Source organism: Actinoplanes siamensis, assembly GCF_016862395.1.
Lineage (GTDB): Bacteria > Actinomycetota > Actinomycetes > Mycobacteriales > Micromonosporaceae > Actinoplanes > Actinoplanes siamensis.
Genome location: NZ_BOMW01000005.1, coordinates 1 through 24195 on the forward strand (window position 1 = coordinate 1; position 24195 = coordinate 24195).

At 72.0% G+C, this 24195-nt stretch carries 23 protein-coding genes; 19 read left to right on the top strand and 4 right to left on the bottom strand.

All coding sequences use genetic code 11. The annotated features are described in order from the left end of the window. A partial coding sequence (locus Asi03nite_RS01510) for a HAMP domain-containing protein (RefSeq protein ID WP_203676475.1) occupies positions 1 to 704 on the bottom strand: 704 nt, incomplete at its 3' end. 181 nt (positions 705 to 885) lie between these two features. Between Asi03nite_RS01510 and Asi03nite_RS01515 the strand changes: the two genes are divergently transcribed. Together Asi03nite_RS01515 and Asi03nite_RS01525 are read left to right on the top strand one after the other, a co-directional pair. Beyond that, complete coding sequence (locus tag Asi03nite_RS01515; RefSeq protein WP_203676476.1) at positions 886 to 1314, top strand: ATP-binding protein; 429 nt, start codon at positions 886 to 888, stop codon at positions 1312 to 1314. 292 nt (positions 1315 to 1606) lie between these two features. Beyond that, entirely contained in the window at positions 1607 to 4546 is a 2940-nt protein-coding gene (locus tag Asi03nite_RS01525; RefSeq protein ID WP_373872074.1) for an FG-GAP-like repeat-containing protein, read from the top strand. Between the two features lie 344 nt (positions 4547 to 4890). Here the strand turns inward: Asi03nite_RS01525 and Asi03nite_RS01530 are convergent, their stop codons facing one another. Continuing rightward, complete coding sequence (locus Asi03nite_RS01530) at positions 4891 to 6105, bottom strand: MFS transporter (RefSeq protein WP_203676480.1); 1215 nt, start codon at positions 6103 to 6105, stop codon at positions 4891 to 4893. A 65-nt stretch (positions 6106 to 6170) separates the two neighbouring features. Between Asi03nite_RS01530 and Asi03nite_RS01535 the strand changes: the two genes are divergently transcribed. From Asi03nite_RS01535 to Asi03nite_RS01545, 3 genes are all read left to right on the top strand, one after another. Further along, positions 6171 to 6602, top strand: coding sequence for a MerR family transcriptional regulator (locus tag Asi03nite_RS01535; RefSeq protein WP_203676482.1), 432 nt, complete (start codon positions 6171 to 6173; stop codon positions 6600 to 6602). 230 nt (positions 6603 to 6832) lie between these two features. Further along, positions 6833 to 7978: an IS701 family transposase gene (locus Asi03nite_RS01540; protein ID WP_203676484.1), complete on the top strand. Its 1146-nt coding sequence runs from the start codon at positions 6833 to 6835 to the stop codon at positions 7976 to 7978. 32 nt (positions 7979 to 8010) lie between these two features. Beyond that, positions 8011 to 8751, top strand: a complete 741-nt coding sequence (locus tag Asi03nite_RS01545; RefSeq protein WP_203676486.1) for a response regulator transcription factor — start codon at positions 8011 to 8013, stop codon at positions 8749 to 8751. Here Asi03nite_RS01545 and Asi03nite_RS01550 read toward each other — a convergent pair. Further along, positions 8670 to 9437 carry a maleate cis-trans isomerase family protein gene (locus Asi03nite_RS01550; protein ID WP_203676488.1) on the bottom strand — a complete coding sequence of 256 codons (768 nt, stop codon included), beginning with the start codon at positions 9435 to 9437 and terminating at the stop codon, positions 8670 to 8672. The genes Asi03nite_RS01545 and Asi03nite_RS01550 overlap by 82 nt on opposite strands. Positions 9438 to 9635: 198 nt before the next feature. Between Asi03nite_RS01550 and Asi03nite_RS01555 the strand changes: the two genes are divergently transcribed. The 14 genes from Asi03nite_RS01555 (at position 9636) to Asi03nite_RS01620 (ending at position 23323) form a co-directional block, all read left to right on the top strand. Beyond that, a complete protein-coding gene (locus tag Asi03nite_RS01555; protein ID WP_275409301.1) occupies positions 9636 to 10763 on the top strand; it encodes a hydroxymethylglutaryl-CoA lyase-like TIM-barrel protein in 1128 nt (375 codons plus the stop codon). A 28-nt stretch (positions 10764 to 10791) separates the two neighbouring features. After that, on the top strand, positions 10792 to 10977 hold the full coding sequence (locus tag Asi03nite_RS01560) for a hypothetical protein (protein ID WP_203676490.1): 186 nt from the start codon (positions 10792 to 10794) through the stop codon (positions 10975 to 10977). Beyond that, a complete protein-coding gene (locus tag Asi03nite_RS01565; RefSeq protein WP_203676492.1) occupies positions 10977 to 11825 on the top strand; it encodes an ATP-grasp domain-containing protein in 849 nt (282 codons plus the stop codon). The genes Asi03nite_RS01560 and Asi03nite_RS01565 overlap by 1 nt, the downstream gene beginning before the upstream one ends. Then, positions 11822 to 12889, top strand: coding sequence for an N-acetyl-gamma-glutamyl-phosphate reductase (argC, locus tag Asi03nite_RS01570; RefSeq protein ID WP_203676494.1), 1068 nt, complete (start codon positions 11822 to 11824; stop codon positions 12887 to 12889). The genes Asi03nite_RS01565 and argC overlap by 4 nt, the downstream gene beginning before the upstream one ends. Beyond that, positions 12886 to 13719: an amino acid kinase family protein gene (locus tag Asi03nite_RS01575; protein ID WP_203676496.1), complete on the top strand. Its 834-nt coding sequence runs from the start codon at positions 12886 to 12888 to the stop codon at positions 13717 to 13719. The genes argC and Asi03nite_RS01575 overlap by 4 nt, the downstream gene beginning before the upstream one ends. Beyond that, positions 13695 to 14258 (top strand): type 1 glutamine amidotransferase, encoded by a 564-nt coding sequence (locus tag Asi03nite_RS01580; protein ID WP_203676498.1) that lies wholly within the window; start codon positions 13695 to 13697, stop codon positions 14256 to 14258. The genes Asi03nite_RS01575 and Asi03nite_RS01580 overlap by 25 nt, the downstream gene beginning before the upstream one ends. 26 nt (positions 14259 to 14284) lie before the next feature. After that, positions 14285 to 15400 (top strand): Glu/Leu/Phe/Val dehydrogenase dimerization domain-containing protein, encoded by a 1116-nt coding sequence (locus tag Asi03nite_RS01585; protein ID WP_203676500.1) that lies wholly within the window; start codon positions 14285 to 14287, stop codon positions 15398 to 15400. Then, positions 15397 to 17052, top strand: a complete 1656-nt coding sequence (locus tag Asi03nite_RS01590; RefSeq protein WP_203676508.1) for an AMP-binding protein — start codon at positions 15397 to 15399, stop codon at positions 17050 to 17052. Before Asi03nite_RS01585 ends, Asi03nite_RS01590 begins: the two co-directional genes overlap by 4 nt. 3 nt (positions 17053 to 17055) lie before the next feature. Next, positions 17056 to 18345, top strand: a complete 1290-nt coding sequence (locus Asi03nite_RS01595) for a pyridoxal phosphate-dependent aminotransferase (protein WP_203676510.1) — start codon at positions 17056 to 17058, stop codon at positions 18343 to 18345. A gap of 13 nt (positions 18346 to 18358) precedes the next feature. Further along, entirely contained in the window at positions 18359 to 19231 is an 873-nt protein-coding gene (locus Asi03nite_RS01600; protein WP_203676512.1) for a hypothetical protein, read from the top strand. 63 nt (positions 19232 to 19294) lie between these two features. Then, entirely contained in the window at positions 19295 to 20629 is a 1335-nt protein-coding gene (locus Asi03nite_RS01605) for an NtaA/DmoA family FMN-dependent monooxygenase (RefSeq protein WP_203676513.1), read from the top strand. Next, positions 20626 to 21915 (top strand): LLM class flavin-dependent oxidoreductase, encoded by a 1290-nt coding sequence (locus tag Asi03nite_RS01610; protein WP_203676515.1) that lies wholly within the window; start codon positions 20626 to 20628, stop codon positions 21913 to 21915. The genes Asi03nite_RS01605 and Asi03nite_RS01610 overlap by 4 nt, the downstream gene beginning before the upstream one ends. Before the next feature lie 253 nt (positions 21916 to 22168). Next, positions 22169 to 22534 (top strand): hypothetical protein, encoded by a 366-nt coding sequence (locus tag Asi03nite_RS01615; protein ID WP_203676517.1) that lies wholly within the window; start codon positions 22169 to 22171, stop codon positions 22532 to 22534. 123 nt (positions 22535 to 22657) lie between these two features. Beyond that, the gene (locus Asi03nite_RS01620) at positions 22658 to 23323 is read left to right on the top strand and encodes an HAD family hydrolase (protein ID WP_203676519.1); all 666 of its coding nucleotides are present in this window, start codon (positions 22658 to 22660) and stop codon (positions 23321 to 23323) included. A gap of 195 nt (positions 23324 to 23518) precedes the next feature. Here the strand turns inward: Asi03nite_RS01620 and Asi03nite_RS01625 are convergent, their stop codons facing one another. Continuing rightward, a complete protein-coding gene (locus Asi03nite_RS01625; RefSeq protein ID WP_203676521.1) occupies positions 23519 to 24151 on the bottom strand; it encodes an ATP-binding protein in 633 nt (210 codons plus the stop codon). Positions 24152 to 24195: the final 44 nt, after the last annotated feature.

Here is a 24195-nt window from a genome sequence, read left to right on the forward strand (position 1 = left end):
AGCTCCAGGATCTCACCGCGGGCGTCGACGGTGATCTTCTGCGACAGGTCGCCGCGGGCCACCGCCGTGGTCACCTGCGCGATGTTGCGGACCTGATTCGTCAGGTTGCCGGCCATGAAGTTCACCGAATCGGTCAGGTCACGCCAGGTGCCCGCGACCCCGGGCACCTCCGCCTGCCCGCCGAGCCGGCCCTCGCTGCCGACCTCCCGGGCCACCCGGGTCACCTCGTCGGCGAACGACGACAGCTCGTCGACCATCGTGTTGATGGTGTTCTTCAGCTCAAGGATCTCGCCGCGGACGTCCACGGTGATCTTCTGCGACAGGTCGCCCCGGGCCACCGCCGTGGCCACCTGCGCGATGTCGCGCACCTGGTCGGTGAGGTTGCCGGCCATCGCGTTCACCGAGTCGGTCAGGTCCTTCCACGTGCCGGAGACCGCCGGCACCTCCGCCTGACCGCCCAGTTGGCCCTCCGTGCCCACCTCCCGGGCCACCCGGGTCACCTCCGAGGTGAACAGCGACAGCTGGTCCACCATGCCGTTGAAGACGGTGGCGATCTCCCCGAGCAGGCCGTCGCCGTCCTCGGGCAGCCGGGTGCCGAAGTCGCCGTCGCGCACGGCGGTCAGCCCCGCCAGCAACTGCCGCAGGTCACGATCGGCCACCGCGGCGCCCGCCACGGAATCGGGCAGGGTCAGGTCGTCGCCCACAGAATCTCTCCGCCACTCGTCGCATGCCCACCTCGCCGCTGCCCGGGTGGTGGCCGGCGTAAGTATGCATGCAGCGTTCCGGGTTCGCACAGGCGTTCGCCCACGCCAGGACGCCGAGCATCGGTGGAAGTTCACCGCGGCGGTCCGTGTAGTCTGCGGCCATGAACGCCGGCGAGCACCCGTGAGCGGAGCGGGCCCAGCCACCGAGCTGATCGATCGACGGTTCGCCCGGGATCAGATCACCACGCTGCGCCGCGACGTCACGCTGGCGGCACGGTCCGCCGGGCTCTCCGGTGATCGGCTCAACGGCTTCGTGCTCGCGATCCACGAACTGGTCACCAACGCCGTGCGGCACGGCGGCGGTCACGGCCACCTGATCCTGCGCCGGGAGGCGCACCTCCTGTCGTGCGACGTGACCGACCACGGTCCCGGCCTGGCCGACAGCACCCCCGGCCTGCCCGGCGCCGACTCGCCGGGCGGGCGCGGGCTGTGGCTGGCCGATCAGCTCTCGGACGCGTTGCGCCTGGCGGTGCGCGCCGACGGGCTCACCGCCTCCGTCCTGGCCTACGTCGACACGACCGCCGCGGAACCCGCGCCGGGCGACAGCTGACGGTCGTCCTCGGCCGGCGCCTCTGACGCCGCTCCCCGGAACAGCACCACGACGAGCAGGGCGGTGACCACCCTGGACGGCCTCGCCCGCGCGCTCGACGCCGAGGACATGGTGATCTGCGACGAGACCGACCCGATCTCGCTGGCCGCGGTGACGGGCGGCGAGACCGGCGAGTGGCGGGAGGGCGGCGCTTCAACCAGCGGAGGGGCCCGCGGCTTCTGCCGCGGGCCCCTCCGCGTCAGCGGCCGGTTGCTAATGTCGCCCGGTTCATCAGCCACCGGGGAGATGTCAGATGCGTATTCGTTCGTGGTTGGCCTGCTTGGCGATCACCCTTCTAGGGATCGCCGGGCTCGGCGTCGGCCCCGCCGAGCCCGCTCAGGCGGCGACGTCCGCACCCTTCCGGATCTTGACCTTCAACGTCTGCGGTGGCAACGCGCCGGGTGAGTACACGGGCCCCCGCCAAGAGGGCTGCATGTACCGCACAGGTGGCCTGGCCGACTCCAAGGCGTGGGTCACGCGGCTCAAGACCCAGATCCTCACCGAAGGCGGCGCCACCACTCCGGACGTCATGATGTTCCAGGAGATGTGTGCCGGCCAGCGTGACCTGATCCGCGCCCAGCTCAGCGGCTATCAGGTCGCCTGGCTCAAATTCCGCGACGTCGGCTACGCCTGTCACCACTGGGACGACGCCAACGCGGACAAGAGCTTCGGCACGGCGATCTTCTACAAGGGAAGCGCCGCGACGCCGCTCACCAAGGTGCTGCGAGCCACCCACTATTCGGAATTCAGCGCGGGCGAATGGCACCCGATGGGCGACCTGCGCGGGCTGCTCTGTGTCCCCGCGCCGGTCGGCGGACGCCAGGCTCTGGTCTGCAACGTGCACAACGACTCCGTGCTGGCCGACGAGGGCGCCCATGAGACCGTCGCGCAGATTCAGCGCTGGGCGGCCGGCCGGCCGGTGATCCTCGGCGGCGACTTCAACGCCGACCCCTTCGATCCCCAGCTCAACGCCTATTACGGCATCGGCGGCGGCGACGGCCGGTTCACCGAGGTCGACCAGGCCAATCGCCGGTACTTCACCGACAGCTGTCGCCGGCTCGCGGCGTGCCGGACGGGTGAACCGACCACCGGCGACACCATCCGCAAGTTCGACTACCTGTTCGCGAGCTCGGCCAGCATCTCGTGGAGCGGTCGCCGGGTGATCACGCCCATCGACGGCACTCTCACCCGGATCCCGGATCACCGCGCGTTGCGCGGCGACGGCGTGTGGGTGGACGCGGCCCAGCCGTCCGCGCCGGACGTGCGCCAGGTCCGTCCGCTCGGCTGGTTCGGCACCGCCGACAGCCACGGCTGGCGCGGCGTGCGGGACATGTCGCTCGGGCGCTTCACCGGCAAGGACCAGGTCGCAGACGTGCTGGTCCGGCGCTGGACCGGCGACGTGCAGGTCTACCCCGGACTCGGCGGCGGCCGGCTGGGGCGGCCCGTCACGCTCGTGCCCGCGGATCAGGGCTGGTCGGACGGTTTGAAGATCGTCACCGGCGACTTCGACGGGGACCAGGACGACGACGTTGCCATTCTCTGGAGCTCGGGCACCATTTTCGTGTATCCGGGCGACAACGACGGTCATCTCTCCGACTGGACCATGCTCAAATCCAACAATTTCTTCTCGGACGCCCGGGACCTCGCCGTCGGCGACTTCAACGGCGATGAACGCGACGATCTGCTCGTCGAATGGAGCCGGGGCAGTCTGTACTTCTATCCGGGCCTGGACACCGGGATCGGCCTCGGGGACTCGCTTCCCCTCATGGGTGTCGGCACGCTGTACGACGCGTCCGCCCCCGTCAACGATCCGAAGAACTTCGCGAAGGCCCGGCCGAACGGCCTGCTGGCCGGCGACGTGGACCACGACGGCCGGGACGACATCGTCGTGCGCCACAGCATCGGCGACCTGGTCAGCTACAAGCTGACGGTCAGCCCGCCGACGACGGTCCCGGCGACGCTCACCCTGGGCGAGCCGGTCACGATCCAGCAGCAGCAGACCCCCGCGCCGATCTGGGCGGTCAACGATGTCGTCGGCGACCTCAGCGGCGACGGCCAGGACGACCTCGCGGTCCGCTGGAGCAACATCGACGCCAAGGCCCCGCAGAACGCCGGCCTGCCCGATGCCCGCAAGGACGACCTGTTCATCTACAGCACCCCGGGCGGCGGCATCAACCCCACCAGCCCGTCCGGTTTCATGCGGGTCGACGGGTTCGGCGCCGGCCTGGAGGACACGGCCGACGTCATCGCCGGCGATCTCCTCGGCGACGACGGTCGTGACGACCTGCTGATCCGAAGGGAGTCCAGCACGCTCTCCGCTTATCGCGGCACCGAATCCGGTTTCGCCAGCTCCAGCGTGCAGATCGGGGCCGGCGCTTTCTGGAAGAACGCCCGCGACCTGGTGGCCGGCGACTACAACGGTGACGGCCACGACGACATCGTGGCGCGCTGGGCGGACGGCTCGGTCACGCTGTCGCCTGGTGACGGTGCTGGGCATCTCGGCACGCAGACCGTCATGCGTTCGGCCGCCGAGGGCTGGTCCGACGCGGTGGAGATGGTCGGCGGCGGTGACCTGACCGGCGCGGACGCGAAGGGCAACAAGTACGACGATCTCGTCGTGCGCTGGACCGCGGGCAGCGTCTACCTGTATCCCGGAAACGGCACCGGTGGGCTCGGCAACAGCGTCGTGCTGCGCACCGCTGACGGAGGAGGATGGTCGGATTCGGTCGGGATGACGGTCGGCCGTTTCGCCGGCGATCCCCTCGACGACCTCGCGGTCCGCTGGCGAGCAGGCAGCGCGTTCGTCTACCCGCGCGTCGCGGACGCCACGGTCGGCGGCTCGCAGCCCTATCGGGCCGCCGGGACGCTCACCGCCGCCGAAGGTCTGGCCGCCGGATCCTTCACACAGACCGGCACCGGTCCCCGTGATGTCGTCGCGCTCTGGGACGACCACACCGTGCAGCTCTACCCGGCCGATCCCGCACCGGGTGACGTGCTGTCGCTGCGTTCGACCGGCGGCGCCGTCGACCACTTCGAGTACGCGTTCGACGGCACCACCACCTGGACGAAGGTGGCCGCTGTGCGTGGGGTGGCGAGCGTGAGCCCGCTATCGGGAGCGAAGCAGGTCCAGGTGGTGGCGGTGGACCGGGACGGAAACCGGTCCGCGCCCACCTCCTATCAACTGCCTGCCTGACCCCGTTCACCGATGGCCCCGCCTCGACTGGCGGGGCCATCGGCCGTCCGGGCCACGGACTGCCGGCTCAGCCGCCTACCTGCCGCCACATCACGGACCGGCAGATGGGTGAGTGGACGGCCATCGGTTCGGTCGAAGGGCGGAACTGGCGCCCGCGACGCCGTAAAACTGTTCGATGATGCGACGCGGCCGGGCCTCGCTCCGCCGGTCTCGCGCGGGGCGAGGCCGTGGTGCGTCGGCGGCCGCGGACGATGGTCCGGGCTGAGCCGGCGCGGTACGCAACCGCGCCGGCTCGCTGAGCGCCCCACCGACGCCGGGGTGTCGGGTCGGTGCGGCGTGGCCGCTCAGCTGTTCGGGCGTGCGGCCGGGAAGCCGTGCCGGCGCGCCGCGACGACGATGATCAGGACCGGTGCCAGCAGCAGCAGCACGCTGCCGGGGAACGAGCCGGCGCCGAGGGTGTCGAGCAGGATGCCGCCGATGATCCCGCCGGCGGCCATGGCGACGTTCCAGAGGGTGACGAGCATGGCCTGGGCGGAGTCGGCGGCCTCGCCCCCGGCGTCCGCGGCGGCGGTCTGGAGCAGGGTGGGTACTCCGCCCCAGCCCAGGCCCCACAGCGCGGCCGCCACGTAGACGAGGGCGTCGCTCTCCGCCAGGGTGCCGAGTATCGCCGCGGCGACCCCGATCAGCAGGACGCTGGCGATGCTCAGCGCACGCAGGCGCCGGTCGATGTGGGCGCCGGTGAACCAGATGCTGGCGAGGGACGCGATCCCGAAGGCCAGGAGCACCACGTCCGTGGCGTCGGCCATCCCGACGTGCTGGAGGAACGTGGCGACGTAGGCGTACAGGATGGTGTGTGCCAGCACGAAGACGAGGGTGACGACCAGGACCGGCACGACGCCGGGGACAGAGAGCGCGCGCAGCATCGGTGTCCGTGCGTCGGCGTGCTGGCCCGCGAAGTTGGGAACGGCGACGGTGATCCAGAGCAGCAGGAGCAGGGTGAGTGCGGTCATCGCGAGGAAGGCCGCCCGCCAGCCCAGCGTCTGGCCGATGAAGGTGCCCGCCGGGACGCCCAGGGAGAGAGCGACGGGTATGCCGGCCATGGCGATGGCGACTGCCTTGCCCTGCAGGTTCGGCGGGACGAGGCGGCGGGCGTAGCCGGCGAGCAGGGCCCAGGCGAGCCCGGCGGCCACCCCGGCGACGAACCGGGCGACCATGGTCAGTGGATAGTTGGAGGACACGGCGGTGACCGTGTTGGCGACGGCGAACGCGGCCATCGCGGTGAGCAGCAGGTGCTTGCGGCGCCAGCCGGCGGTGGCGGCGGTCAGCGGTATGGCGGTCGCGGCGGTGCCGAGCGCATAGATCGTCACGGCTTGGCCCGTGGCCGACTCGCTCACGTCGAGGCTGTCGCTCATCGCGGGCAGGACGCCGGCGGGCAGCGTCTCGGTCAGGCTGGTGATGAAGACCGCGGTGGCCAGCGCGAGCAGCGCGGACATCGGGAACGTCCCGGGCCGGGCCGGCGCACGGGACTCGAGTGTCAGGTCGGTGCTTTCCGTTGCCATGCCCGGTATGCTCAAACCTTCACACAAGTGTGAAGGTCAACGCCCCCTGATGCGAGGTGCATCACATGCGAATTGGTGAGCTTTCCGCCCGAACCGGCACCTCGCGGCGCCTGCTTCGCTATTACGAGGAGCAGGGCCTCATTGTTTCGCAACGGTGCGCGAACGGCTACCGCTCTTACGACGAGCGGCTCGCCGACCGTGTGCTGCAGATCCGGGGCCTGCTCGACGCGGGCCTGCCGACCCGGGTGATCAAGCAGATCCTGCCCTGTCTCGACAAGCCGCGAGTCATCGTGTTCTCCGACGCGACCCCGGAGATCATCGACACGCTCGGACAGGAGCTGGACCGGATGAACCGGCGCATCGACGCCCTGGTTCGTAATCGGGACGCCGTGGCGGAGTACCTGGCGGAGGTCCGCTCCCAGGTGCGGCCGACATCGGCCGAGCTGGCGGAGCCGGTGGTCCCGGCCGCCGTTCACGAGACGGTCACCGCGCGTTGACAGTGTCGTCGTTCTGACCGTCCTTGCTGGTCCTCCGCTTGATCAAGCACGACGTTCGCTCTCCCCGACCGGTCCGATAGGGATTGTTTGCCCTGGTGAAGGAGGGACTTCTCGAATCCCGTCACCAGCCCTGGAAATTGACCTTCACAAAGGTATTTTTCTCCAGGGGCGCGCATCGTGCCTTGAAGGTCACTCATGGTGGCGGGGGTGTGGACCGGATGGTTGCCGAGATGCGTGACGGGGAGATCGGCGCCCTCTGGCAGCAGACGTTCCTGGAGGGGGTTTTCCAGCCGCTGCCGCGCGCCGATCAGCGGCACTGGGCCCGCACGTACCTGCGCGGGCTGCTGAGCGCCCCGCACGGAGCGACCCCCCGGCAACTGGCCGCGGCGCAGTCGCTCCCCGCCGCCGCCGCGCACCGGCTGCACCAGTTCGTCAACGTGAGTTCCTGGGCGTGGGAGCCGGTGCGCCAGGCGCTGGCCCGGCAGATCTGCGCCCACACCATGCCCGCCGCGTGGACGGTGACCGAGCTCTTCCTCCCGAGGCAGGGGCCCAGCGTGGTGGGCGTGCACGACACCGTGGACACCGGAACCGGGCGCCCGGTCAGCGGGCAGCGGGCCTTCGGCCTGTTCCTCTCCACCGAGCGGGACAGTTTCCCGGTGAGCTGGCGGCTCCTGCTGGGCGACGCCTGGGTCAAGGACCGGCAGCGTCGGCAGCGGGCCCGCATACCGAAGGACGTGACGGCCCGGGCCCGGTGGGCGTACCTGATGGAGTTCGTCGGCGAGGTCACCCAGGGACAGCTGCCGAATCTGCCGTGGATCTTCGCGGTGCCCCTCGCGCCGCCGGACGTCTCCGGCGTGCTCGCCGCCCTCGCCCACTGCCGTCTGGACGTGGTCTGCGAGGTCACCCCGGAGCAAGAGGTGACCCCGGAGCGGCAGACCCGTTCCGGTGGCGGCAGCGCCGCCGCGGTGCCGGTCGGTGACCTGCTGAGCCGGCGACCCGCTCGCACCGGATCCGGCTCGGTCCCGCCCGCACGCCGGACGCCGCCGGTCTCCGCGACGGTGCGCCTGGGCGGGCCCCGGCAGGCAGACGCCGAATCGCGTACTTATCAGGCGATGGAGTGGGCGGGCCAGGACGGTCGGGGGCCGGTCCGGTACGTATTGACCACCCTCACGCCGCGGCGTGCCGCACGGGCACTCGCCGGCGCCGCCGAGGACACCCGCGCCGCCGCGGCCGCGATGAGCCGCTGCTTCGGGGCCCGGGACTTCCTGGGCCGGTCCTTCCCGGGCTGGCATCACCACATGACGATGGCCTCGGCGGCATACGCGTATCGACGCCTGACGACCGCACCCCCGGAGGCCACCGCGGCCTGCTCCTGAACCGCCCACGTTCCGTCGAGTCCGTCCGCGAGGTGGAAATCGTTGTGTCCGATGCGACGAAAGTGCTCGTGGTTGCGCAGACCGCAGCCGCCGAAGCGTTCGCCAAAAATTTGAACAAACGCCGGTACGCCATTCGCAGCGCCAATAGCGGGGCGGAGGCCCTGCGCATTCATCGGGATGTCGATCTGGTGATTCTGAGTCTCGATCTGCCGGATATGGACGGCCTCGAGGTCTGCCGTTCCATCCGCTCGGAAGGAACCGCCGGCATCATCGCCTTGGCGGAGCAGGGTGACGAGTTGGAGCGCATTCTCGCGCTGCAGGCGGGCGCCGACGACTGTGTACCCCGGGTCTGCGGGTGGCGGGAGCTCATCGCCCGCGTGGAGGCGGTGATGCGCCGGGTCAATCCGCGGCCGGCGGCGCCCGAGACGATCTCCCTGCCACCCCTGTACCTGGATCGCACCACCCGCGACGTGCGGCTGAGCGGACACCGCGTCGACGTCACGTCCAAGGAGTTCGACCTGCTCTACGCCCTGGCCGCGAGAGCCGGGACGGTGGTGTCCCGCAGGGAGCTGATGACCGGGGTCTGGGGTGACCACTGGGCCACCACCAGCCGGACCATCGACACGCACGTCAGTAGTCTGCGCGCGAAACTCGGATGCGGGCAGTGGATCGTCACCGTACGCGGTGTGGGCTACCAGATCGGGCGGGGCTGCGCCGAGCTGGAACCGGCGGCCACCCGGGAGACCGGCGGCAACCGGCGCAGCAGGGGGTGACCGGGCTCCTTGCCGAGCACGCGGGACGTCCACCACGCGCCGGCCAGGTTCGAGCTCAGCAGCACCTGGCCGGTGGTGCGGGCGAGCGCCTCCAGGGCCGGCAGGGTGCCCATTCCGGTGCCCGTGAACAGCAGCGCGGCGTCGTCGCGCAGCCGGTGCCGCCGGATGCGACCGAGGATGTCGGCGGTGGTCACCCGGTACGGGTCGAAGCCGTCGGCGGCCGGCACCGGCACGACGCCCACGACGTCGAGGCCGGCCTGCGTCCAGAACGCCCGCGACGTCTCGGTCAGCCACGGCTCGTACGGTGACACCAGGGTCAGGCGTTCCACCCCCGACGCCTCGCACGCCGCCAGGATGGCCTGGGTCGAGGACTGCACCGGAAAGCCGGCGCTCTGGCTCAGGCGGTCGCAGAACGCGCGGTCGCCGCGCGGCGAGAGCAGGTAGTGCGACGCGCTGCAGGCCACGATCGCGGCGTCCAGGCGCATGCCGCCGAACTGGGCGAGCGTCTGCGGCAGCGCGTCGTTCCACGCCTGCAGGGTCTCTCGGAGGCCGGCTCCGCGGGCGCCGGGGAAACGGGCCGCGTAGACGTTCACGCCGGACCCGAGGAGCTGGTTGAACTCGGGCTCGGCCGTGGGATTCTCCGGCGGCACGACGACGCCGAGTCGCGGCAACGCGACGAGGTCCATTGTCTTCCCCATTCACTGTGATGAGTTCGACGGCCACCGTAACCCGCATTCGCGGCCGTGCCGGATTTTTTGCATTCATTTTCTGCGACTGCGCCTCCCTGAACGTTCTTGACAATCCCTGACGTTCCGCTCGTTGACCCGATGCGGGTGTGCGGGAGAGGCTGAATGCAGTCCGCTGCTCTGGGAGGATAGACAGCAATGTCCGAAAACTTGCCGCACATATCCGATGCCACATTGCGTGATTCCGCGCACATGGCGGGCGTGGAATTCGGCCCGAAGGACGCGGCGTACATCGCGGATCTTCTGGTTCGCACCGGTGTCGAGCTGGTCGAGGTCGGCATGATCTCCGGGCCGTCGTCGAAGGACGCGGACCTCATCACGGCGGTCCACGAGGCGGTGGGACCGGAACGCAGCCTGTCACTGGTCGTGGTCCGGGACCGCCAGCAGGTCGCGACGGCGCTGGACGAGGCCGCGCGGCTCGGCGTGCGATCGGTGATGCTCTCCATCCCGACCTCCGCCCGGCACGCGGAGCTCAAACTGGGCTCACCGAGCCTGAAGCTGCTGACCGCGGTGGCGCGCGCCGCCATCATCGCGGCCAAGGACCGCGGGTTCCACGTCACCTTCAGCGGCGAGGACGGCGCGCGCACACCACGGGAACGGCTGGTTCCCTACGTCACGGCCGGCTTCGCGGCGGGCGCCGACCGGTTCCGGCTCGCCGAGACGGTGGCGTCCCTGTCACCCTGGCAGATGGAAGAGGTGGTCGCGGATCTCACCGCCGTCGAGGGCTCCGAGATCGAGATCCACTCGCATCACATGCTCGGCATGGCGGTGGCCAACTCGCTCGCGGCGTACCGGGCCGGAGCGGCCTGGATCTCCGCGACCGTGGGCGGCATCGGCGAGCGCGGCGGCAACGCTCCCCTGGCCGAACTGCTCACCTCGCTGCGGGTCATCCACGGCGACGAACGCTTCGACCTGTCCCACCTGACCGAGCTGTCGCGGGCGGCGCTGCGGGGCGCGCGGCTGGGTGACGCGTTCCAGCCCGGACCCACCTCCCCGCAGGCGTACGCCTACGAGCTGCCCGGTCAACTCACCCACCCGGACGCGTACGAGACGCTGCCCCCGGACGTGGTGGGCAACAAGCGGGACCTGCGTGTCCGGACTCGCCTCACGCCTCCCCTGGTCCAGTGGGCCCTCGCCGACTCGGGCATCAGCGTCGACGTCGACGCCTTCACCTCCTGGCTGACCGCTCGTCAGGAGCGGGCCGGTGGGCCGGCACTGGACCGGGACGGGGTTCGCAAGGCCGCCGTCGACTTCCAGTCTCTCTGACCACCACAGACAACCGCGGGAGAACACCATGTCCACGATCCTGCTCAACGGCGTGTGCCCGGAGTGCGAGACCGAGCTGAGCACGCCACCGATCGTTCCCGGAGAGACGCTCTCCTGTCCCGAATGCCTGCTCACCCTGCGGGTCGAGGAGATCAGCGACGGCCGTCTGCGGCTGCGGATGGTCGAGGTCCAGCTCCGTGACTGGGGCCAGTGATGCGTGACATAGCCCTCGTCGCCGATCGGATCGGCTGGGAGGAACGCCTGCTGATCGAGGCCGCGGCCGCCCACGGGCTACGGCTGATCTGGGCCGACGACGGAGCGCTGTGCGTGGGTGAGCCGGCGTCGGGGGCGTTGCGGGGCGTCGACGCCGCCCTGATCCGCAGCCGCAGCTACACCCGCGGTGGCCTGATCGCCACCGCGGCCGAGGCGGCGCGGATCCCCGTGCTGAACTCGGCGAGGGCCATCCACGCCTGCGAGAACAAGCTGTCCCTGCGCGTCCTGCTGGGATCGGCGGGCCTGCCGGTACCGGACTACCGCCTCGTGCTGTCCCGCGCCGACTTCACCAAGGCGCTGGCGGCCATGCCGCTGCCCCTGGTGCTCAAGCCCGTGTTCGGCGGGATGGGCAAGCGCGTCACCCTGCTGCGTGACGCCGACACCGCGCAGTCGGTCTACGACTACATCGAGGATCTCGGGCACGGCTTCGAGCAGGCGAGCCTGGTGGAGCCGTTCCTGGACGGCGGGTCGTCGGTGCGCTGTTTCGTCGTCGGGCGCCAGTTGGTCGCCGCGGCGCAGTTCCGCAGCGCCGGCGGGGACTGGCGCAGCAACGCGGCGCTCGGCAACCGCAACCGCCGTGTCGCCCACCGCCCCGAGATCGACAAGGTCGTGGACGGCGTGGTCGATGTGCTCGGCGAGGGCGTCTACGGCATCGACCTGTTCCAGACACCGGACGGCTTCGTCGTCAACGAGGTCAATCACGCACCGGCGTTCCGGGCCATCGCGGCCAGCAGCGAGCTGGACATCCCGGCCGCCATCGCCCGCTACCTGCAGGAGGTGATCGGATGATCAGGGTCGGCGTGATCGGCGCCGCCGGGCTCGCCGGCGGTGAGCTCATCCGCCTGATATCTCAGCACCCGGAACTGGAGCTGACCTTCCTCGGCGGCTCGTCGCACGTCGGACGGCGACCGGCCGAACTGCACCCCGGCCTGCGGTTCGACGTCGGGCTGACGGTCGAATCGGTGTCCGGCGACATCGCCGACGACCTGGCGCGCCGCTGCGACGTGGTCCTGCTGGCGACCCCCGCGCCGGTGTCGGCGGATCTCGCGGCGCGGCTGGCCGACCGCGTGCCGTGCCTGATCGATCTCAGCGGCGCCTTCCGTATCCGCGATCCCGAGCTGCACCGGCGCTGGTACCCCTCCGTGCATCGGCTCGACGGGCTGGCCGACCGGTTCGTGTACGGCGCGCCGGAGCTGATCGGCGACCAGCTGCCGGGCGCCGCGCTGATCTCCCTGCCCGGGTGCTACGCCACCGCGATCACGCTGGGGCTGGCCCCGCTGGTGTTCGGCCTGGGGCTGACCCTGCGCACGGTGGTCGTCGACGGCAAGAGCGGCTCCAGCGGAGGTGGCCTCCAGCTGAGGACCGCCGACCTGCATGCGCTGCGGCACGGAGCCATCGCCCCGTATGCGCCGACCGGGCATCGGCACTCGGCGGAGGTCAGCGACTTCCTGGATCGCGGCAAACCCGGGCGGATCGGCACGTTGGCCATGTCGGCCTACGGGGTGGCCCAGGTTCGGGGACTGCTCGCCAGCTGCTACGTGTTCACCGACGACGACGTGGATACGCGCCTGCTGCAGCGTACGTACGTGCGGTTCTACTCCGGCCACCGTTTCGTCCGCGTCCGCCGCCACACCGAGACGCTGATCCCGGTGCCCGACCCCCAGGCGGTGCTCGGGTCCAACTACTGCGACGTGACCGCGATGCACGACCCGGACGGCGGCCGGATCGTCGTGCTGGCCGCCCTGGACAACCTGGTCAAGGGCGCCGCCGGACAGGCGGTGCAGGCGCTCAACCGGCGCTTCTCCCTGCCGGAGGAGACGGGCCTGACGATGCAACCGGTGATGCCGGCATGATCGGTCCGCGCCCCCTGGTGGTCAAGCTCGGCGGCTCCACCCTGGAGGCGATGCCGGCCCCCTGGTGGGACGACCTCGCCGCGCACGCGGGCGATCATCCGCTCGTCCTCGTGCACGGCTGGTCCAAGCCGCTCAAGCGGCTCCGGCCGGAATACGCCGAGCCGTCGGCGATCCTGCGGGACCGCTACGGCAATCAGAGCCGGTGGACGACGCCGGAGGTGATCGCCGACATCAGGACGGTCAGCACCACACTCGCCGAGCAGGTCGCCGGTCTGCTGACCGCCCGGGGCGTCGCCACCACGCACGTGTTCGGCAGCGACGGCCTGGTCCGCGCCGGTGAGGGCGAACGCTGGTGGTGGCGCGGCAAGCAGCTCGTCGAGCTGAGCAACCTGGTCGGGCCGATCACGGCGGTGGCTCCCGGCACGTTGACGGACCTGCGGCCCGGGCACTGCCACGTGCTGACCCCCCTGGCGCTGAACCCCGCAGGTCAGGAGGTCAACACCGACGCCGATCGGGCCGCCGCGGCGGTCGCCGGAGCGCTCTCGGCGCCGGCGCTCGTGCTGGTCACCGATGTCGCCCACCTGCTGATCGACGGGCGTCCCGTGTCCCGCATCACGGCCGGGGACGCCGCCGCCTTCCGGGACCGCGGCGCCACCGGCGGAATGCGCAAGAAGCTGCGTGCCGCCGGTGAAGCCCTCGACCGCGGCGTCGGCAAGGTCGTCATCGGCAGCGCCTCGGTCTCCGAGCTGCTGGCCGAACGCACCGGCACGGTCATCACCGGCACCGAGCGAGAGGAGCGGGCCTCGTGGCGCCATCCCGAGTTCTCGTGATCAACAACGGCACCCTGTCGCTGCCGCAACTGCGGCGGCGTTTCGAGGCCCTGGGCTCGGAGACGGACACGGTGGACGCGGCGTCGGTGCCGGACCGTCTCGGCTCCCGCTACCAGGCTCTCGTCCTGAGCGGGACGAAGGTCCGTGCCTTCGACCAGGACCATTACCGGCCGCTCGTCGACCTGGTGACGGACGCCGACATCCCAGTCTTCGGCATCTGCGGCGGCATGCAGATCATCGCCGTCGCCCACGGGGCACGGCTGGCGGAGGGGCCGCAACGCGTCGGCGGTTACGAGGTGCAGGTCGATGTCGCGGACCCCTTGTTCGCATACGTCAAGCCGACGGTGACGGTCTTCCACCGGCACACCCTGTACGTGCGGCAGGCGCCTCCCGGGTTCCGCGCCATCGGTCGCTCCGGGCACGCCCCGGTGGAGTTCCTGCGCTCCGACGACGGACGGGTCTACGGATCGCAGGCCCACCTCGAGTTCCGCACCGACGGCATGGAGATCTTGCGGGGCTTTGCCCAGCTTTATCAGTAATCATCGATCGATCGAGAGGTTCTGGCATGAGTTCTCCGGAAAGCGCCGAGCCGGCGTTCGTCGTCACCCTCAACGGCAGCGGCGGTCCGCTGCGCGGCTGGGTCGTGGTCGACACGCTCGTCGACGGGCTGGCCATGGGTGGCGTCCGCATGACCGGCAACGTCACCGAGCAGGAGGTCCGCGGCCTCGCCCACGGCATGACCGAGAAGTTCGTCCTCGCGGGCCTGCGCATCGGCGGCGCCAAGGGCGGCATCGTCTCCACCGGGCAGCACCGCGAGCAGACCTTCCGCACCTTCGGCCGCACCGTGAAACCACTGCTGCACGGCGGCATCCACCTCGGCATCGATCTGGGCGTGACACCCGCGGACCGGGCCGTGTTCTTCGCCGAGGCCGGTTACGACCCGCGCCGCCGAGCCGGCGTCGCGGACATGCCGATGGACTGGCGCACCTACTACGAGCCGCTGGTCGACTGCACCGGTCACGGCGTGGGGGTGGCCGCCGTCACCGCCCTGCGAGCCGCGCAGCACCGCGGCGCGTCCCGGGTCGTCATCCAGGGCTTCGGCACGGTGGGACGGGCGGTGGCCCGGTTCCTGGAGGACCGCGGCCACCACATCGTCGCCGTGGCCGACGTGCACGGCACGGTCAAGGCCGACCGGCTGCCGGTGGCCGACCTGATCGCCGTCACCGACGACCTCGGGCACATCGACCGCTCCCGCCTGCCGCAGCACGTCACCGTCTCCGCCGAGCCGGACGGCTGGCTGGACGTCGACGCCGACCTGCTCGTGCTCGCCGCGAACAAGGACGCCCTGCACGCCGACAACGCGCCCCGTCTGCGGGCCCCGCTGGTGGTCGAGGGCGGCAACCTCTGCTCCACCACCGAGGCCCGGCAGAAGGTGGCCGCGGCCGGCGGGTCCCTCATCCCGGACGTCGTCGCCAATGTCGGCGGGGCGGCGGCCGCGGCTCTGGCCGTGACCCGGACGGTGCCCTTCGAACTGCCCGCCGAGGAACGCAAGCGGTGGGTCTTCGACTGGGTCGCCGACCGCGTCCGGCGCAACACCACGGACCTGCTGGAGATCGCCGCGGCCACCGCCGGGGACCCGCTGCCCGAACTTCTCGCCGTCCGGCGCCAGGAGCTGCGGTGACCGCGCCGGCCGGCGTCCTGCCGGATGCGCCGGGCGCGGACGAGTTCCGCCGGCGCGGCTGGTGGCGCGACACCACCTTCCTCGACGACCTGCGGCGTCAGGTACGCGAGCGGCCACATCGGCTCGCCGTCGCGGGGCGGCGGGTCGCCGCGGCCCGCACCGACACGCTCGACTACGCCGAGCTGGCTCAGCTGACCGAGCGCTTCGCGGAAGCCCTGCACGCGCTGGGCGTCGGGCGCGGCGACGTCGTGGCCGTCCAGCTGCCCAACCGCTGGGAGATGGTCCCGCTGATCTTCGCCAGCGCGCGGGTCGGGGCGGTCATCTGCCCGATCTCGCCGATCTGCCCGCCGGACGAGCTACGGCACCGGCTGGCACTGACCGAAGCCAGGATCTGCATCACGGTGCCGGAGTGGTCGGGTTCGCCGCTGGCGTCGATCGCCCGGGACCTGGCGGCCGACCTCCCCGCACTGGCGCACGTCGTGGTGGTGGACCGGCCCGACCAGGACGGCACCCTGGGCTTCTCCGGCCACTTCGTGGACGTGGCACGGGAACGGGACCCGCGGCTCCCCGCCGACCGGCAACTGACCCCCGACGAGCCGTTCGCCGTGCTGTTCACCTCCGGCACCACCGGCGAGTCCAAGGGGGTGGTGCACAGCCAGAACACCATCCACGCGGCGATCCGCGGCTATGTCGACGCTCTCGGGCTCGCCGACGACTTCGTGGCGGCCGTCTCCACGCCGCTGTGCCACTACTCCGGATTCGCACAGGGCATCCTCGCCGGCGTACTGGTCGGCGGAACCGTCGCCTTCCAGGACGTCCGCCGCAACGAGGTGCTGCTCGACCTGGTCGCGCGGTACGGCGCCACCCTGCTGTACGGCCCGCCGGCGACGGTGTCCGACGTCTGCGCCTCCCAGCGTGACCACCGGCGCGACGTCCGCACGCTGCGGCATGTGGTGGTGGGTTCCGCCCCGGTGCTGCAGCACCTCGTCGACGACGTACGCGAGGCCCTCGGCGCCCGCACCTACTCGCTGTGGGGGATGACCGAGAACGGCCCGGTGACCTTCACCCGGCCGGAGGAGCCGGAGGACCACGCGGCGCACAGCAACGGGCGGCCCATCGACGCGATGCGGACACGGATCGAGCCGCTCGCCGGCGTCGAACCGGGCGTGGGCCGGCTGCGTGTCCGCGGCGCATCCCTGTCGCTGGGCTACCACAGGCGCGCCGACCTGTACGCGGCGGAGTTCAGCCCCGACGGCTGGTTCGACACCGGCGACCTGGCACGCGACGACGGGCACGGCGGCATCCGGATCCTCGGCCGGGCCCGCGACGCCATCGTGCGCGACGGCGCCGTGGCGCCGGTGACCGAACTGGAGGCGGTCATCGGCAGTCACCCCGCGCTCGTCGAGGCGGCGGTGCTGGAGCTGCACGGGGAGCAGGGCGGCGACATCTGCGCGGTGGTGGTCGCGCGTGCTGCGCGACATGTGGAGCTCGACGAGATCCAGGCCCGCGTGGTGCGCGCCGGCCACGACGCCCGCTTCCTGCCGCAGCGGCTGGAACACGTCGACGCCCTGCCGAAGACGCTCACCGGCAAAGTACGCAAGGCCGAGTTGCGGCAGCGCTACTCTGCCCGGCCCGGCGCCTCGGCGGTGTGACCGGTGTCCGAGCGTGCCACGGTCACCATGTCCGCCACCCTGGCCGCGGACGAGGCGCTGGCTCGGCGGCGCAGCGCCGGCGAGCAAGTGATCAGCATGGCCAGCGGCGAGATCGGTCTGCCGGTCCATCCCGCCCTGCAACGGATGCTGGCCGGCGCGGCGCAGCTCAACGCGTACGGCCCGGTGCCGGGCGGCAGCGCGCTGCGCGAGGCCGCTGCCGGCTACTGGCAGCGGCGCGGCCTCGACACCGATCCGGAGCTGGTCGTCGCCGGGCCTGGGAGCAAACCCCTGCTCTTCGGCCTGCTGCTGGCCATCGGCGGGGACCCGGTGGTGCCGGTGCCCGGCTGGGTCAGCTACGTGGCCCAGGCCCGTCTGGCCGGGTCGCAGCCCATCGGTGTCCCGATCCTGCCCGGCGAGGGCGGCGTGCCCGACCCGGCGGCCCTGCGCACGGCGGTCACCCGGGCCAGGGCGGCCGGGCGCGATCCTCGATGCGTGGTCGTCACGGTGCCGGACAACCCGACCGGGACGGTGGCGTCGGGCGATACCCTGCGGCGTCTCGGCGAGACGGCCCGGGACCTCGATCTGGTCATCGTCTCCGACGAGATTTACGGTGACCTGGTCTTCGACGCGGCCGACCCGGCCGTCTCGCCCGCCCGGTACGCGCCGGAGCGGACGGTGACGACCACCGGGCTCACCAAGAACCTCGCCCTCGGCGGCTGGCGGATCGGCGTGGCCCGGTTCCCGGACGGCGACCTCGGCCGCGATCTCCGTACCGCTCTGGTCCGGGTGGCCAGCCAGATCTGGTCCAGCCCGGCGGCGCCCGTGCAGGCGGCGGCCGCGTACGCCCTCGGGGAACCCGCGGAGATCACCGCGCACGTCGCCGCCAGCCGTCGGCTGCACGAGGCGGTGGTCCGCACGGTGGCCGACCGGTTCGGCGCCGTGGGGGCGCTGCTCACCCCGGTCCGCGCCACCTGCTACCTCTACCCGGACCTGGAGCCGTTGCGGGCGCCCATCGGCCGGGGGTACGACCTGCACACCGGCGACGACCTGGTGCGCCTGTTGCTCGATCGCTACGGGATCGGCGTGCTGCCGGCGAGCGCCTTCGGCGAGCCGGCCATCCCGTTGCGCCTTCGGCTGGCGACGAGCCAGCTGTACGGCGAGACCGACGAGCAGCGCTGGGCGGCGCTGGCCGCCGACGACCCGCTGACCCTGCCGTGGATCCGGTCGACAGTGGACCGGATCGAGGAAGTCCTGGCCGACCTCGCCGGGCCGGCCCACCACGTCCATCCCTGAAGGGGGCGAGCGCATGTCCATCCTGTTCCAGTGCGAGTACCGCGGCGGGCACCACGTCGGCTTCGGCATCCCGGCCGAGGGCGACCAGGTCACCCTTCACCGGGTGACGGAGCGGCGGCTGCGGGAGGTGATCCTGGCGGCCGGCGATCTCCTGGACGTTCCGGCGGCGCTCGCCGGGGCGGCGCCGACGGTACGGACGACCTTGGCGGATCCCGATCTGCGTCTTCGCCCGCCGCTGCTGCCCGGCACCGGCGATCAGGCGCTGGTGAGCGGCTTCATGGGGACGCACAAGTCCAAGCCCGCCGAATTCGATCCGCCGAAGTGGTTCTTCAAGGGCCTCGGTTCCTGGCTGCGCCTTCCCGGTGAGCCGCTGGCCGTGCCGGCGGCGCCGGTCGCGCTGATCGAGGAGCCTGAGGTGGTCCTGGTGTACCTGAACGACGCCGAGGGAGTTCCGCGCTACGCCGGATACACGTTCGGCAACGACCTGTGCGATATCGGTCTGCACCGCCGCGACCCGGGCTACAACCCGTACTGCAAACTGTGCGACACGGCGATCGCGCCGTGGCTGTTCCTGGGGGAGCCGCCGCGCACCGCGTCCGGGCGCACGATCATCGAACGCGACGGGGTGTCCGCCTGGGAGGGCGACTTCGACTGCGGCGGCGACGCCCTGCACCACCGCATCGCGGACATGACCGGCCACCTGTTCACCTATCCCGCCCTGCGTCGTCCGGGACTGGTGAACTACCTGCTGCTCGGCGCGGACCAGGCCAGTTTCCACACCGGATTCCGGATCGCCGACGGCGACCGCATCCGCATCGAGGTCAAGACGCACGGCGTCGAGCTGACCAACCGGGTACGCTTCGACACCGCCACCTCGGGAGTTTGAGCGCCACGCGGCCGCCCCGGGGCGCGAGCGCCGGGCGGCCGCCTCGACACAGGAGGACACGCCGTGCACTTGGCAGCGCAACTGCCGGGCATCCACAACGTCACCGTCTGGTCCGACCCACGGTCGCGCAGCCAGATCGGCGTCGACTCGTTCATCCACCTCGCACAGACAGCCGAGCGCGGCAAGTTCGACTTCTTCTTCCTCGCCGAAGGGCTGCGGCTGCGCGAGCACAAGGGCCGGATCTACGAGCTGGACGTCGCCGGGCGGCCCGAGTCGCTGACCGTGCTCTCCGCCCTGGCCGCGGTGACCACGCACCTGGGTCTGGCCGCGACCGTCAACGCCACCTTCAACGAGCCGTACGAGGTCGCGCGCCGCCTCGCCACGCTGGACCTGCTCAGCGGCGGCCGTGCCGCCTGGAACGTGGTCACCAGCTTCGACGCCTTCACCGGCGAGAACTTCCGGCGTGGCGGCTTCCTGGACGAGGCGGACCGGTACGACCGCGCCGCGGAGTTCCTCCAGGTGGCGCGCCGGCTGTGGGACAGCCTGAGCCCGGCGGACATTCCCGCCGATTCCGGGACGGGCGAGTTCATCCGCCCCGGGGCGGGCGCCTTCACGCACGCGGGACGGCACTTCGACATCTCCGGCCGGTTCACCACGCCGTCCGGGCCGCAGGGCCACCCCGTCGTCATCCAGGCGGGCGAGTCCGCCGAGGGGCGCGAGTTCGCCGCCGCGGAGGCCGACGTCATCTTCAGCAAGTACAACCGGTTGCCGCAGGCCCGGGCGTTCTACCAGGACGTCAAGGGGCGGCTGGCCAAGTACGGCCGGAGCCCGGAGGACTTGAAGATCATCCCCACCGCGACCTGCGTCGTCGCCGACACCGACGAGGAGGCGGCCGAGCTGGCAACCGAGATCACCCGGGCCCAGGTCAGCCCGCAGACCGCGATCGCGCACCTGGAGGCGGTGTGGGGACGCGATCTGTCCGCGTACGATCCCGACGGTCCGCTGCCGGAGGTCGAACCGCTCCCGGGCAACCTGCTCCTCAAAGGCCATTCGGTCTTCCGCGGTGACCGGGCCGCGACCGCCCGCCGCTGGCGGGAGATCGCCGAGGCCCGGGGTCTGAGCATCCGCGAACTGGTCATCGCCGTCGGTGACGGGCAGACGTTCGTCGGCAGTCCGGGCACGGTGGCCACCGCGATGGAGCACTTCGTCACGACCGGCGGCGCCGACGGTTTCGTTCTCGTGCCGCACACCACACCCGGCGGCCTCGACGACTTCGTGACCCGGGTGGTGCCGCTGCTGCAGGAGAGAGGTGCCTTCCGCGCCGACTACGAGGGAACCACGTTGCGGGACCATCTCGGCCTCGCGCACCGCCGCACCTCCCGGGAGGCAGTCCGATGATGCACCTCGCGGTAGCCCTCGACGGCGCCGGCTGGCATCCGGCGGCGTGGCGCTCCAGCGGGGCCCGGCCCCGCGGGCTCTTCTCCTCCGGATACTGGTCCGAACTCGTCGTCGAGGCGGAACGGGGCCTGCTCGACTTCGTGACGCTGGAGGACGCTCTCGGCCCGCAGTCCGCCGCGTTCCACCTGCCGGACGAGCGGACCGACCAGGTGCGCGGAAGCCTGGACGCCGTGCTGCTCGCGGCCCGGCTCGCGCCGCTGACCTCGGCCATCGGACTGGTGCCGACGACCGACGTCACCCACACCGAGCCGTTCCACCTGGCCATCGGCATCGCCACGCTCGACCACGTGAGCCGGGGGCGAGCCGGCTGGCGGCCGCGGATCTCGTCGCGCGCCGCCGACGCGCTGCACTTCGGCCGCCGGACGACACCCCAGCTGACCGACGAGGACGTCCGCGATCCGGAGTCGATCGCCCGGCGCCTGCGCCCGTTGTTCGACGAAGCCGCCGACGTGGTCGAGGTCGCGCGCCGCCTCTGGGACAGCTGGGAGGACGACGCGGAGATCCGCGACGCCGCGACCGGCCGGTTCCTCGACGCCGATCGGGTGCACCACATCGACTTCCGGGGCGAGCACTTCGCCGTCAAGGGCCCGTCCATCACCCCCCGGCCGCCGCAGGGCCAGCCCGTTGTCACCAGCCTCGCGCACGCTTCCCGTCCGTACACGTTCGCGGCTCAGGCATCCGACGTCGTCTACCTCACCCCGCACTCCCGCGAAGAGGTCACGGCCGTTCTCGGCCAGGTCAGGGACGCGGCCGCCGCAGCGCGGCGACCGGCCGGGCACCCCCTGCGCACCTTCGCCGACCTGGTGGTGTTCCTCGACGGGGACGCCGGCCGCGCCGGAGCGCGCAAAGCCCGCCTGGACGAACTCGACGGCGCGGCGCTGGCCTCCGACGCGAAGATCTTCACCGGTACGCCCGGAGAACTGGCCGACCTGCTGGACGGCTGGCACAGCGCCGGGCTCGACGGCTTCCGGTTACGGCCGGGGGTGCTCCCGTACGATCTCGGCGCCATCACCCGTGGCCTGGTACCGGAGTTGCAGAGGCGTGGATCGTTCCGCACCGCCTACGAGTCGGCGACGCTGCGCGGGCACCTCGGCCTGCCCCGGCCGTCCAGCCGCTATCGCCGCACCGGCACGGGCGGAGCCAGCGGAACGGCGGCTCCCGCCACTCGCCGAGGCCAAGCGCCGGAGCGCGTGGAACCCGGAGAACGAGCACCCGGCCGCGTCTGAGGATCAGGGGCGGCCATGGCGGGGCAGCTCCCGCCAACCGGCGACGTGCCGCCGCAGCGCCGGGAACGGCGAGGCGGCGGGCGTCGCGGGACTGGCCGCCGGCTGACACACGAGCCAGTACGGATAATCCCGGCTATTGGCATGAATCGGCGGATACCGGGAACTTCTCCATGCTCCCCCGCGACTGTTGCGGTGACACCGACCGCCGGTGTCGCCCGCGCCGGGGGAACGCGAAGGATTTGGAGGGTTCCTGGTGCCACTTCCCGATCTGTCCGAGTACGTGCTGCAGCGCTCGACCGAGAACGCCACCTTCGAGGGCACCGCGGTGCCGGGGCTACGCGCCGACTTCTACCACCGGACCGACGGTGAGCGGGTCGCCTCGGTGGGCCGGTACTCGTACGCCGGCGCCGACCTGCTGATGGCGTGGGGCTACACGGACGAGGAGCACTGCCGGCACAACGCGGTCGTCGACTCCCGCGGCGGCTGGCACCCGGCCGGCGACGGCTGCCCCGCGGTGGAGCTGGTGCGGGCCGCGGGACCCGGCGCGCCGGTGATCGGGCTGCGGGTGCGGGCTCCCGGCGGTACCTGGGTCACCGCCGGCGCCTCGGCGCCCGCCTGAGCCGGTCACCACCCGTGCCGCGGCGCCGCGGCACGATCACGCCGACGGTGGCCGGCGACCGACCGCGAAGGCCGGCGCGCCGCGGCCCGCTTCAGCCGGGCCCCCGGCGGGTACGAGCAGGACGTGGCTGACACTGCGATCTTCGACGTCGACGGCACCCTGGTCGACACCAACTACCAGCACGCCCTGGCCTGGTACCGGGCCTTCCGGCGATTCGATCTGACCCTGCCGGTGTGGCGCCTGCACCGGGCCATCGGCATGGGCGGCGACCGGCTCGTCCCGGCGGTGGCCGGCGACGAGGTGGAGCGCCGCCACGGCGACGCCCTCCGGGAGGCCTGGGCCGAGGAATTCGGTCGGCTGATCGACGAGGTACAGCCGTTCGACGGGGCCCGTGAGCTGATCGAGGAGGTGAAGTCCCGCGGGTTCCGGGTGGTGCTCGCCAGCTCGGGCAAGAAGGACCAGGTGGAGCGGTTCCTCGACCTGGTCGGCGGTCGCCCGGTCACGGACGCCTGGACCACCGCCGACGACGTCGAGAGCAGCAAACCCGCGCCGGACCTGGTCGCGACCGCGCTGGAACGGGTCGGGGGCAGCTCCGGCGTCATGGTCGGGGACTCCACCTGGGACTGTGTCGCCGCGCGGAAGCTGGGAGTGCCCACCATCGCCGTACGCACCGGGGGTTTCTCCGTGGAGGAACTGAAGGACGCCGGCGCCGTACGCGTCTTCGACTCCCTTGTCGAACTGCGGGAGGCTCTCGACGACACCCCGCTCGCGTCCCCCGGCCGGGAGTGACCACCAACCCGGACGGCCGGCCCCGGGTGTCCCCGGACGACCCGGGCCGCCGGTCCGCACGGCCCGAGCACGGTCAGGCCGCGGCGTAGTCGACGCCGCGGCCGCCGGCAGGGGCACCAGCCGCCGGCTCGTCCGCCGAGCGGGACGGCACGGTCGCGGGCCGTAGCACGCCGGCCCGGCCGGCGGTGGGTGGCCTCAGGAGGGCGCCGGGGACGACGGCGGGTCCGGCAGGTTCATCGTCACGGTGACGGCCGTGCCGCCCGGCCCGGCGCTGACACGCAGGCTGTGGGTCATCGCCCGGGCCAGGAACAGCCCCCGGCCGCCCTCCGACTCCGGGGACGGAAGGGTGGCCCACCCGTCCGGATCGCCGTGGACGCCGGGACCACGGTCGGTCACCGTGCACACCAGCACCGCGCCGTCCCGGTGCACCCGTACCCGCCCCCAGCCCCCGCCGTGCCGGATCGCGTTGGTCATCAGCTCCTGCACGGCGAGCACGAACCCGTCCAGATCCTCCTCGGGCATCCCGGCGCTCCGGGCCACCTCGGCGATCCGCTGGCGGGCGGCGCCCAGCCCGCCGATGGTGAACACGCAGGACGCCCGGTCCCGGTGCTGGTACTCGACGCCCAGCGGCAGACGACCCCCGTGCCGGGACGCGACCACGGACATCGTGGCGACACTGGAGGACACCGCGGCCAGCGCCCGCTCGCGCAGCGCGGCCGCGTCGGCGGCCACGGCACGGGCCTGGCGGATCCACACCGTGCGGTCGCGATCCGCGCCGGCGCGGACATCGCCACGCCGGTCCTCGCTCACCGAGGGGCCCGCCGTCACCGCCGGTCACCCCCGCGCCGGTCGCCCGCGGCGCGCGCGCTGCC